Source organism: Bacteroides sp. D2 (genome assembly GCF_025147085.1).
GTDB lineage: Bacteria > Bacteroidota > Bacteroidia > Bacteroidales > Bacteroidaceae > Bacteroides.
In genome coordinates, this window is record NZ_CP102261.1 from 340,103 (window position 1) to 356,740 (window position 16,638).

Sequence of the window (16,638 nt, forward strand, 5' to 3'; positions counted from 1 at the left end):
TTACTTCTTAATCCCTTCTATAGCTATGATACAGGTTACAGTCAGAATAGTGCAAAGAAGCACTCGCAACAGTAACAGCCAAATGCTGGTAAATGAGAAGAACTCAATGGAGAGTAATGCCAGACTGTGCACAAAAACACTTGCAGTAGTATATTTTAAGAAAGGACTGATTCCCATCGTCTTGAAAGAGGGAATAAGGCTGTCCGGATTATCACGGGGCATGAACAGACGAAGCAAAGAGGGACGGAGAAAGGCAAGCAATACGGTAGCTGCCGCATTCATTCCCGGAGTATCGGAGAATATATCAATGGTCAGCCCGAAGAAAAAAGCCCACAACATCAGTTCATTCCGGGAAGTGCCGGAGCTGAATTTCAGAATAAAATAGATATAGAGAAAAGGAGTAGCATAGCCGGCAATATGTACACTATTAAGGATTAGCACCTGAAGAAGTACCAAGCCGATAAACCATCCGATTCTATGTATATAAGTAATAATCATTCTTTCATCACCTTATTTTCAAGTTTCTTCTGTTCTTCCTGACCTGTCCGGGCTACCACCCGAACGTCACTCAACTTACCGAAATCAGTAGCCAGCTTGATTTTCAACAGATAGGAAAGTCCGTCATTAGAGTCGGACATATCATCTACCGTCCCCACCATTATACCTTCGGGAAAGACGGTGGAGAAACCACTGGTAACGACTGTATCTCCCAAATTAAACTCTGCATGACGAGGCAAGTCTTTCAGATAAGCATAGCGCGAATCTCCATGTTCCCATTTCAGGTAGCCGAAATAATCACTGCCGATAATCTTGCAACTGATATTCGACTTGCTGTTCAGTACCGAAATCACCACCGAGTAGGAAGGAGATGTTTCATAAACAATCCCTACAATCCCATTACCGTCCACTACTCCCATTTCGGAGCGAATACCGGAAGAGGAACCTTTATCGAGCGTGATATAATTATCAACCAGATTCAAACTGTTCTTTATCACATGCGCTTTAAACAACTGATAATCTGCTTGCGGCACCTGCCGGATGCTGTTGATGGCCATAGAATCGAGCTGCTGCTCTCTCAATGCTTTTTCCAGATTAGTGATCTGTTGTTCGAGCACCATGTTGCGATCCAACAGATCTTCATTGACCGATTTCAGATGAAAATAAGAGGAAATCCCTCCCGAAACTTCATAAACCGCCCCCACAACCGTATTGGCAGAAGTGAAGAATGCACTCTGCTGATAACGGTTGAACCGAAATAACAAAACAAAACTGGCTACCTCCAATAAGATGAAGAGGAACCAGTAATTGTATTTCAGAAGGAAGTTTAATAAATTCCTCATCCCCGGTTTATCTCATTAAGAAAGAGAAACGGTCTACGTTCTTCAATGCCACTCCTGTACCTTTGGCAACTGCATGCAAAGGATCTTCCGCAATATGGAAAGGAATGTTGATCTTATCGGTCAATCTCTTATCCAGTCCGCGAAGCAATGCACCACCTCCGGAGAGATAGATACCATTGTGCACAATATCAGCATACAGTTCAGGAGGTGTATTTTCCAATGCACTCAAGATAGCAGTTTCGATCTTTGAAATTGATTTCTCCAGACAGTGGGCTACTTCCTGGTAGCATACAGGCACCTCCATCGGAAGAGCTGTGATACGGTTCGGCCCGTGAACGATATAATCTTCCGGAGCATCATCACCCAGTTCGGTTAAAGCAGCACCTACATTGATTTTGATACGTTCTGCCATACGCTCGCTGACTTTCACATTGTGCTGACGGCTCATATATTCGCGAATATCCTCTGTCAGGTCATCACCGGCTGTGCGGATGGAGTTGTTGGAAACGATACCTCCCAAAGAGATAACGGCAATTTCCGTAGATCCACCACCTATATCGACAATCATGTTTCCTTCCGGAGCTTCCACATCGATGCCGATACCGATTGCCGCAGCCATCGGCTCGAAAATCAAATAAACATCACGACCGCCGGCATGTTCCGCAGAGTCACGGACAGCACGGAGTTCGACTTCCGTACTTCCCGAAGGAACGCCAATCACCATGCGAAGAGAAGGTGAAAACAAATGGTTGCGAGTATTCACCTGCTTTATCAAACCGCGCATCATCTGCTCGCAAGCATAGAAGTCGGCAATCACTCCGTCTCTCAACGGACGGATGGTACGTATGTTTTCGTGGGTTTTTTCATGCATCAACTTCGCCTTTTCCCCCACGGCAATCATCTTTTCTGTACGGCGATCCAGAGCTACAACCGAAGGCTCATCCACCACGATTTTTCCGTTCGTGATGATGATAGTATTGGCTGTGCCCAAGTCCATTGCTATCTCTTGTGTAAAAGAAAATAATCCCATTTTTTTATTTACTATTTGACAATTTACTATTTACTATTTGATACATACTTATTACTATCTGACAATCAAATCCATATTGCCGAACGGCTGAATAGTAAATTGTAAATTGTCAAATAGTAAATCGCTTTAGTGTTTAAAATGACGGATACCGGTAGTCACCATCGCCATACCGTGCTCATTGCAATAAGCAAATGATAAATCGTCTTTTACCGAACCTCCCGGTTGGATAACAGCCGTAATACCTTCCTGATCCGCAATTTCCACACAATCGGGGAACGGGAAGAAGGCATCGGAAGCCATGACTGCACCATTCAGGTCGAAACCGAATGATTTGGCTTTTTCAATTGCTTGTTTCAATGCGTCTACACGTGAAGTCTGTCCTACACCGCTTGCAAGAAGTTGTTTATCCTTTGCCAATACGATGGCGTTGGATTTGCTGTTCTTTACAATTTTGTTGGCAAACAACATATCTTCCACTTCTTCCGGAGTAGGAGCCTTGTCTGTCACGGTTTTCAGGTCGGCTACCGTTTCAATATTAGTATCTTTATCCTGCACCAATACGCCATTCAGCAAAGCACGGAATTGTTTCTTAGGCAATTTAGCTTCCTTACGAACGAGGATGATGCGGTTCTTTTTCTGTCCCAGGATTTCGAGTGCATCCACATCATAATCCGGCGCGATAATCACTTCGAAGAAAATCTTGTTGATTTCTTCCGCAGCTTCTTTGTCGATGACACCATTCGTAATCAATACACCTCCGAAAGCAGAAACCGGATCACCGGCCAATGCATCTTTCCAAGCTTCCAAAACTGTAGCACGGGAAGCTAATCCGCAAGCGTTGTTATGTTTCAGGATAGCGAAAGTGAGGTCATCGAATTCGTCGATCAGGTCAACGGCTGCGTTGATGTCGAGAAGATTGTTATAAGAGATTTCTTTTCCGTGAATCTGGTCGAACATTGCTTCCAGATTTCCGTAGAAATAACCTTTCTGATGTGGGTTTTCACCGTAACGAAGTTGCTTCTGGCTATTAACAGAGCAACGGAAAGCAGAACCTTCGCCGGCATCGAAATAGTTGAAAATAGCCGAATCGTAGTGAGAAGAAACGGCAAATGCTTCTTTAGCCATCCAGCGACGTTCTTCGAGTGAAGAAGTAGCGCCATGCTCCATCAACATATCCAATAATGGTTTGTATTGAGCTTGAGAAGCTACGATGATTACATCGTTGTAGTTCTTAGCTGCAGCACGAATCAGTGAGATTCCGCCTATATCGATTTTTTCAATAATGTCTGCTTCAGATGCACCGGAAGCTACGGTAGCTTCGAACGGATACAAATCAACAATAACCAGATCTATCTCGGGAATTTCATATTTCTCAATCTGTTGCATATCCTGTTCCAGGCCGCGACGACAAAGAATACCTCCGAAAATTTTCGGATGTAATGTCTTTACTCTACCACCGAGAATAGAAGGATAAGTGGTCAAATCTTCCACTGCCTTGCAAGGATATCCCAATGATTCAATAAACTGACGAGTTCCGCCTGTTGACAAAAACTCTACTCCCTCTTCATGAAGTTTGGTAATAATTTCATCCAAACCTTCTTTATGGTATACAGATACCAATGCAGTTTTTATTCTTTTAGACTCTGACATTGAATTGCTTATTAAGTATTTGGTGTGCAAAGTTACGAAATATTGTTTATCGTACGTAATAAATAAGGTGTGAATTAATAAAAAAAAGCGTTGACTCTCCTCAACGGAAAATCAACGCCTCTTCGCATATATGTTCTCTATTCAAAAACTATTACCAGATAGATACTCGTTTTTCTTTAGGTACGAACATCGAATCCTGTTCGGTGATTTTGAATGCTTCATACCAATTCTGGATATGAGGAAGAGCACCGTCCACACGCCATTTGCCTAATGAGTGAGGATCAAGTTTGGTTAATCGGAGAATCTCTTCCGGACGGATATTTCCTGCCCACACATTAGCGTAAGCCAGGAAGAAACGCTGTTCCGGAGTAAATCCGTCAACAATTTCCAGCGGTGCGGCTTCTGTTGCATTCTTGAATGCCTGGAAAGAAACTTGCAAACCTCCGTGGTCGGCGATGTTCTCTCCAAGTGTCAGGCTACCGTTTGCGTGTACGCCCGGAGCAACTTCGATGCTGTCAAAGAAGTTAACCATCACCTGTGCCCGTTCTTCGAACTTTTTAGCATCTTCTTCTGTCCACCAGTCTTTCAGGTTTCCGTCTTTGTCATATTGACGTCCCTGATCGTCAAATCCATGAGTCATCTCATGGCCGATTACCACGCCGATTGCACCGTAGTTCATAGCATCGTCCGCATTCATATCGAAGAACGGAGGTTGCAGGATAGCTGCCGGGAAGCAGATTTCATTGGTAGTCGGGTTATAATAAGCGTTCACTGTTTGAGGAGTCATCAACCATTCATCCTTGTCTACCGGTTTGCCGGCTTTGGCAATCATTTCGTTGTAATCCCATTCGTTGGCACGCTCGATATTTGCCCAGTAAGAATCATCTTTGATCTCCAGTGCGGAGTAATCTTTCCATTTATCAGGATAACCTATTTTTACATGGAAGGTTGCCAGTTTCTCCAACGCTTTTTCCTTGGTCGGTTCACTCATCCATTCCAAACCTTTGATACGTTCTCCTAAAGAAGTTTGCAGGTTCTTCACCAGTGTAACCATACGTTCTTTGGCAGCAGCCGGGAAGTACTTCTCTACATACATCTGTCCTACCACTTCGCCAAGTACACCATCTACGGTGCTCACGGAACGTTTCCAGCGAGGTTGCATTTCTTTCTTACCAGACATTGTCCTACTGTAGAAGTCGAAGTTTTGTGCTTCAAAATCATCGCTTAGATAAGAAGCGGCAGCATCTATCAATCCCCATTGGAGGTACAATTTCTGATCGTCCAGTGATACGGTATTAATCACATCGGCTACTTCCTTCATGGCAGCAGGCTGACCTACGTTCACTTCTTCCAAATCTTTCAAACCGGAAACGGTGAAATAAGTATCCCAGTCAAAAGTAGGGAAATTCTTTTTCAGCGTCGCCCTATCCATCTTGTTATAATTAGCATGAGGATCACGCAATTCCACTTGTGAACGAGCCGCTTTCGCCAGACGAGTTTCGATGTTCATCACCGCTTTCACCGCTTTCTGTGCAGTAGCCTCATCATAACCTGCCAACTGGAACATTTTGGCGATATGTTCCTGATATTTATTACGGATATTTTTAGTCTGCTCGTCATTCTCCAGATAATAGTCACGCTGTCCCATTCCGATACCACCCTGATAGGTCTGTACGATATTCATGGAACTGTTCATATCATCCGCACTTACAAACATGGTGAAGTAAGGACGGATGCCTTTCTTCTGGCTCTCTGCGATATATGCGTAGATTTCTCCTTTATCCTTGAGAGCGTCAATGGCTGCCAGTTCTGCTTTGATCGGAGCTACACCTTCCTGATTCAGCTTCACGCTATCCATTGCGATATTATAAAGATCGCCTACTTTCTGCGCAGCACTGCCCGGTGCGTTATCTTTCTTCGCTGCCAATTCGGCAATCAATGCTTTCAGTTGTTCACGACTGTTTTCGCGCAACATGTCGAACGTACCGAAACGTGAATACTCGTCTGTCAGCGGATGATCTTTCACCCAACCTCCACAGGCATATTGATAAAAACTTGTACCCGGCATAGCCGTGGTATCCAGATTAGCAAGGTCGATACCGGACGTCAGCACGGCCTCTTTCTTACTGTTACATCCTGTTGTCATAAGGCATACGGCAAGAATTGGTAAATACTTGGTTACTTTCATATTGTATAAATAATTAAATAGTCTCTCTAATCAACAATCATCCTACCCGCAGTCCGGCACCGAGGAAGAAGGTGACCGACACCGAGGAACGCCTCGTTCCTCAACGAGAAACACCTGTTTCGACACCGAGAAACAGATACCCGCCAGGAATACCTTCTACCGAGGTATAGCATTTCTCTCACATAGTGCTCGGAAGTATGCGTTTTGTTCTAGTTTTTCGCTTCTTCCAGTTCCATCGAAACCCGCTCCCACTCTTCAACAATGCCATCCAACTGTTGCTTCAGTTTTTGATGCCGTTCATAGAGCTGCATATCCGAAGCTCCTTCGGGAGTTGCCATCTTCGCTTCTACGATAGCAATCGCGGATTCGGTTTCCTCTATTGAAGCTTCACAGTCCGCCACCTGGCGTTCGAGTTTCTTAATCTTCTTATTAAGTTCTTTCTGGGCTTCGTAAGAGAGCCTATTCTCCGAAGGCTGAACGGTTTCAGGTTCATTACCTTTAGCTGAAGCCGTGGGAGAAGCCGACAGTCCCGCTCCTTTCTGAAGCTCGTTCAAGCTATCTATCTTTTTCTTTTGCAAGAATTCATAGATACCTCCAAGATGTTCTTTTACAAGTCCACCACCGAACTCATATACTTTAGTCGCAAGTCCATCCAGAAAATCACGGTCGTGGCTGACAAGAATCACTGTTCCGTCAAATTCGCGGATAGCTTCCTTCAAAACATCTTTCGAACGCATATCCAAATGATTGGTCGGTTCGTCCAGAATCAGTAGATTTACGGGTTCCAGCAGAAGTTTAATCATCGCCAATCGCGTACGTTCTCCTCCGGAAAGGACTTTCACCTTTTTATCCGAAGCTTCGCCTCCAAACATGAAAGCTCCCAGTATATCACGTATCTTCAGACGGATATCTCCTGTCGCTACCCGGTCAATCGTATCAAATACAGTCAGGTTCTCATCCAACATTTGTGCCTGGTTCTGCGCAAAATAACCGATTTGTACATTATGTCCGATCGTTAGTTTGCCTTCGAAATCAATCTCGTCCATGATACATTTCACCAAGGTAGACTTACCCTCTCCGTTCTTCCCGACGAAAGCCACTTTCTCTCCCCTGTTGATAGTCAGGTTGACATCATGGAAAACGACATGGCTGCCATACGCTTTGCGCACATCTTCGCAAATCACAGGATAGTTTCCGCTACGACTGGCTGGAGGGAATTTTAAACGCAAGGCGGAATTATCTTCCTCATCTACTTCGATGCGGTCTATCTTTTCCAGTTGCTTGATACGGCTTTGCACCTGTACGGCTTTCGTTGCTTTATAGCGGAAGCGTTCGATGAAGTCTTCTGTATCCTGTATTTGTTTCTGCTGATTTTCGTAAGCACGGAGCTGTTGTTCACGGCGTTCTTTACGCAGGACTACAAACTCATCGTATTTCACTTTGTAGTCGTAAATCTGACCGCAAGTGATTTCGATGGTACGGGTAGTTACGTTATTCAGGAAAGCACGGTCATGGCTGACTAATACGACTGCATTGGCACGTGTAGACAAAAAGTTTTCCAACCATTGGATACTTTCAATATCAAGGTGATTGGTCGGCTCATCGAGCAAAAGCACGTCCGGGCGACGTAAAAGCAATTTTGCCAATTCGATACGCATACGCCATCCACCGGAAAACTCCGAAGTAGGGCGTTCAAAATCTTCCCGGCTGAATCCCAATCCAAGAAGTGTCCGTTCGATTTCCGCCTGAAAGTTCGTACCGCCCATCATCAGGAACCGGTCGTTTTCATGTGTGAAACGGTCTATCAACTGATGGTATTCTTCCGAATCGTAGTCTGTCCGTTCGGCCAATTCCTGATTCATCCGTTCCAACTTCGCCTGAAGCTCAAATATATGTTCGAATGCCAATTCCGCCTCTCCCATCACCGTCCGGTTGTCGGAGAGAATCATGACCTGTGGCAAATATCCGATGGTTACATCTTTCGGAGTAGCTACCACTCCGCGTGTCGGTGACTGCAAACCTGCCAATATCTTAAGCATGGTTGATTTGCCGGCACCATTTTTGCCGACCAGCGCAATGCGGTCTTTCTTATTAATTACATAGCTGACGTCCTCAAAAAGTGGCGTCGCATTAAATTCTACTGATAATCCTTCTACTGAAATCACTTCTGCTTCTGATTTATAACATTTTGGACTGCAAAGATACTGAATATTTATTAGATACTACTTAGTATGATACGTTATGAAAAACAAAAAAAGCAGTCATTCTTATGAATGACTGCTCTTTATCTTAATCAATGGCTCTTCTTTAGAACAACTTAGCAGGATATTCACCGGCATCTACCAATGCCTGAATCTTGTCTACTACGCTCTGACGGTCTTCCGGATAAGTGACGCCGAACCACTTGCTGGTAGTATCCAGTACTTCAACAGTGGCAGTTCCGTCATTAATCAATTTATCTACCATCAATGGGATGAAGAACTCGCTCTTCAGGTTTTCCATATTCTTCGGATCGCTTAGGAAAGTCTTGAAGAATTCCTGGCTGTAAGCGAAGTAATCAGGAGTGAAGCCCCAGAAGTTCATACTTACCGGAGTCGTATCGGGAGTAGCAGTCCATTCGCCATCATCACCGATATATTTCACTTCACCGTCCAGACGTTGAATCTTCGTACGTTCTACTACAGATGTCAACAATCCTTTAGCATCTGTACTACAGATACCACGAGATACCGTACCGCTTTCGCTCAATGTATTTCCTACACGGAAACCTACCATCGAATAAACGTTCTTTGAATTTTCAGGAAGAGCAGAAAGGAATTTGCCCATTACCTGGAAAGAATCACGACCATAGAAGTCATCACAGTTTATCACTGCAAACGGTTCTTTAATCACATCAGCGCCCATCATTACTGCATGGTTAGTACCCCAAGGTTTGGTACGGTCTGCCGGGCAAATAAAGCCTTCCGGAAGATCGTCGATTGATTGAAATACCAGTTCGCAAGGAATGTGACCTTCGTATTTGGAAATAATTTTATCACGGAAATCTTGTTCAAAATCTTTGCGGATTACAAATACAAGTTTGCCAAATCCGGCATTGATAGCATCATAGATTGAGTAATCCATAATAGTTTCGCCATTAGGACCCAGTCCGTCTAATTGCTTCAAGCCTCCATAACGGCTACCCATACCGGCTGCCAATAAGAATAAAGTTGGTTTCATAAATTGTGTAATATTAAAAGGTTAGTGATGTCAACGGCATCAGATTTCGTTGCAAAATTACAAAAATAGTTGAATCCAACAGGACAAATATCAATCATTATTTACCAAAATCGTACAAAAATCATTCATTAGAAGGGATAACCGATAGCAAAATGTATTCCCAGATTCTTCATAAAGGTTCCTGTGACATTGTAATATCCACTTCTTTCGGTATCGTAAGGCAAATGCAAAGGTATACCGAAGTCGAGACGGAACACCAGAATATCCATATCATACCGAATACCGACACCAGTACCCAAGGCGATTTGTTTCGGGAAAGTTTTCAGTTCGAGCTGAGAGTCCGGACGAGCCTCATCCTTACGCATCAACCAGACATTTCCGGCATCCAGGAAAGTAGCTCCCCAGATACTCTTAAAGATACGGAAACGATATTCCACATTTGCCTCGAAACGGAAAGTACCCGTCTGGTCGAGGTAGGAATAGCGGCTTTCCGACGGATGGTAGCCACCCGGTCCGATGCTACGCACCGTGAAGGCACGAATACTGTTGGCACCGCCTACATAGAATTGTTCGCTGTAAGGGGCTATCGTTGCATTACCGTAAGAGAAGAGAGCACCCAAGGCCACACGGGAAGCAATCTTATTATTCTTGTCCATATTCCACAAATGGCGGAACTCCGTATTCAGCTTTACAAACTGTGCGAAAGGTACGTTGAGCAAACGCTTATCTTCTTTGTTGAAAGGCTGACCGAAAGCACGGTAAATCAAGGAGGTCAGGTTTCCGGCAGAAGTGACGGTGGATTGCCACCAAATCGGATTTTTTATACCGCGTGCGGAAGCGTTATCATACGTATAGGTATATTCCATGGCAGGAATAAACTGGTCTTTCAAACTGATATATAAGGCCGGATTGGCTTCCGCTATTGCAATAAATTCGTCCGATTGATGTTGCAGGACATTGAATGTCAGTTTGAAAGGGGTAATACTATGTCTGCTTGTACGTGTCGGCTGGAAATCATAGGTAGCATTTCCACCGAAGGATAACAGTTTGTAATATCTGGCACGGTTCAACTGGTCGACGTACAGGCGGAAAGTCGTCGTTGCCGGAAAGTCGAACTCCCGTTTTCCCAAATGCGGGAAGACCACCCGCGGGAAAGTCAAAGAAGTAGAAACTCCCATCTCCCAGCTATTCATCAGAGAACTCTTCTCTCCTCCTCCGGTTTGCCACTCATAAGAACCTTTCAGCTTTACATTCCAGCTTTCTCCACCTCCGAACACATTGTTCCGGGTGACGCCGAATGAGGCTCCCGGCCCGGTCTGGTCGTTACTCTTGGTTACGACATTCAATTCCAGTTCGGCATCCAACGGCTTGGCAAAAGTAGCTTGCATTGTTACTTGCAAGGTATCGCAAACGGCTGTTGTATCTTTTGGAGCATATTGCAGATCCAAGTAACTGAATATTCCCAGCTGACTGAGCTTCTCCTGAATCTGTTCCTGCCGATACTGGCTGTAAAGTCGGGTACGATTGGAAGCACGCATCTGTGTATTCCGCACAAATTGCTGATAGTTCAACCACCGATAAAGCATGTTCGGGCGAACCTGCAGTTTCTTATAGAAATGAATATTCAGATTCTTGTACAACATGCTATCATTCGGCATTTCTCCATTTTTCCCGTATAAATAGACGGAAGCATCTCCTACATAGTAAGGACGCTGCGCAGCAGCAGGCAACCCCGACACAGGAATCAGACGAAGACTGATGTGTCCTCCGGGAACTAAGGTTGTATCTGCCTGATAAGTCATATAGTCGGGACGGAAGTAAAAATATCCCCGGTTACGCAACAGCGTACTGATACGGGTACGTTCTTCATCCAGATCGACCACGTTAAACTGCTCACCGGGACTTATATAGGACATCCGGCGTCCCCGTTCCATAATACGTAAAGTTTGGGGAGTGAAACGTTGATAATAGACCGTATCAATAAAATAAGGATTCTTCATGTCAACCGTATAAAGAATGCTTGCTTTCAGGCTGTCTTTCTTATCCACCAAGGTTTCATAAGTCACTTTCCCATTAAAATAGCCATAATCACGGAGCAAGTTAGTAGCCACCTTGATACGCACTTCCGGGTTGACAGTGGAAATAAATACCGGAGGGTTGGCAGCCAGGCGGTTGAACATCCACTTTCCAAATCCCTTTTTATATTTCACAAAGTCGTTATACATCCACATCTTAAAAGGAATAGGCAGAAGGCCCCCTAACATCTTTGTACTGGGAGTTTTGTCAAGAGCCGCATCAATCTCTGTCAAAGCCGTCTCTCCTACCGGTGTTGCCGACTTATTCTCTACCACCGTTTTTCCTCCTGTATAAAGTACCTCCCCTTCAGGCAGGTGTTTTGTCACCGAACAGCCCGAAAACAAAATGATACCAATCAGACAACTTGCTAATATGTTACTATATATCCCTTTCATGCTTACTTCTTTTTCTTAAAGATGAACAGTTCACTGAGTTTGTCCAGTTTCTTGCGAAGTACCAGACCGACTCCGGTTTCCGTAATCTCGCCTTCGAGTACACTCTCGTAGTTTTTATCGTAGAACAGACGGACATAACGGGTTCCGGTTCTATCCAAACGATATTCCAGAGAGATGTTATCGATAAAGGATTCCGCATCATTCGTCGCATTCTCACCTGTGGAAACTTTACCTCCGATTACAATCTGGAAACGGTTATTGAAGAGACGTTGTGAATAACGGAAACTGTAATCCGTACGCTTACCACCCGTATCCGACAGGTCGTGGTCTTCGATACCGACAGAAACGCTGGCGTTTTTCAGGTTCCCCATCAATGAGTTGATTTGGCTACTTAATACGGAGTTCAATGCAGAACCCATATTCAGTTTACCCAGTCCACCACCTCCGCCACCAATCGGTCCGGTGCCAAGGTAGGTTTTCATAACCATGATATATAGAGCCTGTTTACCTCTCTCTTCCGCGCCCATAGCCGTCAACTCATTTTGTATGGTTGCGTCTTCAGGGGCAGATACGTCAAAGGCGAAAGAAAGATTATCCAGTCGGTTCTTGACAACGATGGACACATCGAAATTAACCATACGTGTTCCGCCATTCTCTCCTTCGGAGACAGAAGCACGGATACGGTCGGTTGCTTTGAAGTTCAGCATCGGGTCCATAGGATTTCCCGTCCATTCCACATAGCTGCCGTTGTCGATAGCAAATTCTTTGGCAGCGATGACAGGCAAAGCATATTTCATCAAACCGCCGCTCAACGTATAGCGTCCAGTCAATGTCAGATCACCTTGCGGAGTATATTTCATTGAGAGGTCACCTCCTCCCTCCAGTTCAACACGATTGTCATTGCTTGCGTCCAAATCGACTTTCAAACGAACGGACGGGTCGATGTGTACCATCATCACCATATCCAGCCCGCCTAAAGAAACGGTCGGCACTTCTTGCTGAACAACCGTCGTGGTGTCACTAAATGAAGTAAAGGTTACCAAACTTCCCAAACGGTCCTGCACAGTCAACGGTGAATCGGTCAATATATAAGAAACATCTGTATTGCCCAACAAGCTCATGTTTCCACGCATATTCAATCCGTCTAACGGACCTTTCACCGTTGCCCGAAAATCAGCATATACTTTTCCGTAAACCAGACTTTCACGGGTACGTTTGGCATCCAGAAGCGTATAGTTCTGCGCCAGCAGATTCAGATTTGCCATTGGGCGGGACATATCTCTGAAATCGACAGATCCGTCAATCGTAAATGGATTCTTTCCTGTTGTATAAATAGCGAACTTATCAAGTTCCAAACGATTATTCTTTATCTGCACCGGGCGGTTGTCGAACCGGAAGTTAGCCCCATACTGCCGGGAAAGGACAGTAACACTATCCAATATCAGTTCGCCATTAATCAAAGGCTGTTCGGTGCTACCGGTAATGTTCAGATTACCATCCATATCACCGGCTAATGTAACCATCTGATCGGGAATGAATACGTTCGCTACACGGAGCGGGAAGTGCTCCAAAGTGGCATTTACTTCCAGGCTATCTTTTCCTGTCCGGGTTGGGACCAATTTGCCATCCGCCACCATCACTTCCACATTGTCATGATTCAGATAAGCGTTAAGATATTGTTTTCCTTGTTCACCCGGCAACCAGGTAGCTCCTAATGTCACATCACCAATTCGTTGACGTTCATAAGTCAGCTCGTCAATAGATGATTCAACCGAGAGTTGAAGGTCTTTTTCAGTCTGTACGTAGTGTGCTTCCGCAGAGAATAAACCGGTTATTTCCGGGAAGTAAGGCAGTACTTTGCTCAATTCGGCTAAACTGATTCTTCGGATTTCGACATCAATATTCTGTAAAGAAACAGTGTCCCCCCGCACCGAATGTACACGGAATCCCATTCCTTCATCGTCCCACATATCTACATTAGCGTATACACGCATATTCTTATGCACATAAATCCAGTTGTGATTCTCATTAAAATGGAATTTCTGGAAGGCGATAATCGGTTCTTCCGGGATTAATGTGAAAGCTAATCCATCGCCTTTTCCTTGCCCTTCAAACAAAGGACGTGCATTGACACCGAGCCGTACGCCCGTTTCTCCTTTTCCATTCTTAAAATCTACCAGCAGTTCCGCATCCCGGTCACGAATCTCTCCCGTCAGTGTAGTAGAAAAAGAGAATTGCGGATTCTTCGGTCCGTTAATAACGCCGGCACGCAATTTCATGAGTGTAGTATCTTGTTTGACGGTAAAGAAAATCGTGTCTAGTTGTAAGGTGTCTACTTTCAAAGCGTGAATAGCGGCTTTTCCATTGATTCCCCAATCAGGAGCCGTTCCAAATTTCACTGAAGCATCATGGTAAGCAATCTTTTTAGTAGCCAGAAAATACGCCAAGGGGTTTTCTTGCCCTGCAGAGAAAGAGAAAACTGCCGTCGGTAACGCCTTACGCAATTCAGCGTGATTCAATGCTTTCTCATCAATCTGCTTCATCAATACATCCACAAAATGAGTAGATTGGCGAATTAAAGGATTAACACCGGAGCGTGCGCTCAAGTCGAGTTTCATATCACCGGAGATTAAATGTGCCGAAACTAAATCCCGACGGGCTTCGGCAACTAAGTTAAAAGTCAACGGACGCTTCATTGACTGCGGCATAATTCCCAGTTCATGCAAATCCAGTTGAGTAACATCAATCGTTATTTTACCGTCGGGGTAACTGTGTGCCAGATTATATTCAGCATCTGTTATCATTTTCAATAAAGCATTATCGCTTGTCAGATGTGCAGTGACCAATGCGCCTTTAAGTTCTCCCGTCAGATCAAGATCGGAAAGATGGTATTTAGCATAATGAAGTTGATCTAATGCAAGATTCAATTTGGCAAATGAATGGTAGGACATGACATCTAATCCACGACCATTAGCTGCAGCCGAGAGAGAAAGTTCATAGATAGAGTCTTTCGGAAGGAAACTATGAAGTTGCAGATTGTCTATTTTCAGATCAGCCTTATAGACTTCGGTAGCGGTATTTAAGGCCGCATTCACATCCATAGCTCCTTGTCCTTCTTTCAAACGGAGATTTGCTTTATATTCAGGACCTTTGATATCCACTTTCGCCACCAGATTCATACTGTCAGGAATAACAAGCGTGCCATTAGGGGCTTCTCCCGACAGAGCGGTCAGGAAGTTTAGGTTTTGAGTGGTCATTTTCAGACCGATGGTTCCGGTGCGTGTGAGGCTGTCGGCGAGGTTTTCCAAAAGACCACCGCCCTCCAATGCAAAAGCCCCTGGCAGGTCTACTGTAAAGCGGGAAATCTGCATTTCTTTCAGATTGCCATCCGTACCGGCACGGATGACGAGCGGGCGGAATGGATAGGCTTCTTTGAAGCTTTCAGGTAGAGCACCGGCAAATAGCATGACGTCTTCTTTGCCAATATAGGCATTGAGACGGGCAGATAAGCGGCCCGTAGTCGGGATGTTGACCAGTTCCCAATAGGTATGTGCAGATAAATCGATTTCAGAATGTGGAGTGTTCAGTTTCAAACTGGGAACACAGATAACAGAATCATTGGAGTAGGCTCTACCCGTCAGGGCAGTGACGCTCAATCCGGAGCGTTCGTTCATGGTAAATTCACGAATGACTGCGTTCATATCCCTCCCTTTATACAGCAAGGAATCCAGAGCGATGCGAATATCCCGAACGGCAATATGAGAAGCGTCGAAGCCCTCTGTCGGTTGAGCAGTTCCGGTATCATAGCTGGCGGAGGTTCCCGATAATAAGAACTTCTTCAAGTCGTAGTATTGATTCTTCAAATCTGCTTGAGCATTATTGATGGCCGCTTCTCCAATATGGGCCGTCATACGCATGGAATCAGCAGGAAGTTGCATGCCGAACGATACATTTTTCAATTTCAACTGATGAAGAGCTACTTTCCAGTTGATCGGAGCAGAAGCTGTGGTATCTTTGGGCGTAGTTGTGGTATCATTCATCAGTAGCTGCATGTGAGTGTCGGATAGTTCGACCTGATTGATTACCGCTAGTTCATTAGACAGATCGACGCCATGACTTTGCAGGAAGAAACGTCCCAAAACGCCTTTAATCTTCATTCCCTCCATCAAATCGGCTGAATTAACGGCTACCCGGCTCAAAGTCACTTCATCCACTTCAACTTTTCCTTTTATCAACGGCCATGCCTGTACACGGACATTGAGGCTTTCTAAAGACAAAAGGGTGTCCGGCTGTTGAATGACCTCCACGCCACGTACCAACAGATTAAGTGGGAAACGAAGGTCTATCCGCTCCACCTGAATCTGCATGCCGGTTACTTTAGAGGCGTATGCAGTAACCTCCCGACGCAAAAGATTCTGAACGGGAGGAACATAAAGCAATACCATTAGTATTACAAAGAGTATTATAGGAGTAAGCAGTATCCAGCTTACCCAACGTATCCATTTTCGTTTCATGTAAAATGTGTCAGTGTAAATAAGGTGACACAAAGTAAACAAATTATTCCGAAAAAAGGTTGACGACAGGAGCAAAATGTTCTGCAACAAAAGAAATATAAGTATTCTGTTTTTTCTGACTTCACCAAAAGCAGCGACTTATATTGCTTCATTTATATCATAATAAAAAAGATGAAGTTACTTGTTAGTCATATTACCCAATGTATCCGATTGTCTAATAAGACAG

General features: G+C 44.5%; 9 protein-coding genes. All 9 read right to left on the reverse strand.

Annotation, left to right across the window (positions count from 1 at the left end; genetic code table 11):
- Positions 1 to 498: a rod shape-determining protein MreD gene (gene mreD / locus NQ505_RS01315; RefSeq protein ID WP_004299943.1), complete on the reverse strand. Its 498-nt coding sequence runs from the start codon at positions 496 to 498 to the stop codon at positions 1 to 3.
- Positions 495 to 1,340, reverse strand: coding sequence for a rod shape-determining protein MreC (gene mreC / locus NQ505_RS01320; RefSeq protein ID WP_004299942.1), 846 nt, complete (start codon positions 1,338 to 1,340; stop codon positions 495 to 497). The genes mreD and mreC overlap by 4 nt, the downstream gene beginning before the upstream one ends.
- Positions 1,341 to 1,347: 7 nt before the next feature.
- Positions 1,348 to 2,370 (reverse strand): rod shape-determining protein, encoded by a 1,023-nt coding sequence (locus NQ505_RS01325; RefSeq protein WP_004299941.1) that lies wholly within the window; start codon positions 2,368 to 2,370, stop codon positions 1,348 to 1,350.
- Positions 2,371 to 2,496: 126 nt separating this feature from the next.
- Complete coding sequence (purH, locus tag NQ505_RS01330) at positions 2,497 to 4,020, reverse strand: bifunctional phosphoribosylaminoimidazolecarboxamide formyltransferase/IMP cyclohydrolase (protein ID WP_008997858.1); 1,524 nt, start codon at positions 4,018 to 4,020, stop codon at positions 2,497 to 2,499.
- Between the two features lie 151 nt (positions 4,021 to 4,171).
- Positions 4,172 to 6,208: a M13 family metallopeptidase gene (locus NQ505_RS01335; protein ID WP_004299939.1), complete on the reverse strand. Its 2,037-nt coding sequence runs from the start codon at positions 6,206 to 6,208 to the stop codon at positions 4,172 to 4,174.
- A gap of 209 nt (positions 6,209 to 6,417) precedes the next feature.
- Positions 6,418 to 8,373: an ABC-F family ATP-binding cassette domain-containing protein gene (locus NQ505_RS01340; RefSeq protein ID WP_032853215.1), complete on the reverse strand. Its 1,956-nt coding sequence runs from the start codon at positions 8,371 to 8,373 to the stop codon at positions 6,418 to 6,420.
- A gap of 142 nt (positions 8,374 to 8,515) precedes the next feature.
- Positions 8,516 to 9,427 (reverse strand): NDP-sugar synthase, encoded by a 912-nt coding sequence (locus NQ505_RS01345; RefSeq protein WP_004324643.1) that lies wholly within the window; start codon positions 9,425 to 9,427, stop codon positions 8,516 to 8,518.
- A 128-nt stretch (positions 9,428 to 9,555) separates the two neighbouring features.
- Positions 9,556 to 11,898: a BamA/TamA family outer membrane protein gene (locus tag NQ505_RS01350; protein WP_008997859.1), complete on the reverse strand. Its 2,343-nt coding sequence runs from the start codon at positions 11,896 to 11,898 to the stop codon at positions 9,556 to 9,558.
- Positions 11,899 to 11,900: 2 nt separating this feature from the next.
- Positions 11,901 to 16,412, reverse strand: a complete 4,512-nt coding sequence (locus tag NQ505_RS01355) for a translocation/assembly module TamB domain-containing protein (RefSeq protein ID WP_032853284.1) — start codon at positions 16,410 to 16,412, stop codon at positions 11,901 to 11,903.
- Between the last annotated feature and the right edge of the window lie 226 nt (positions 16,413 to 16,638).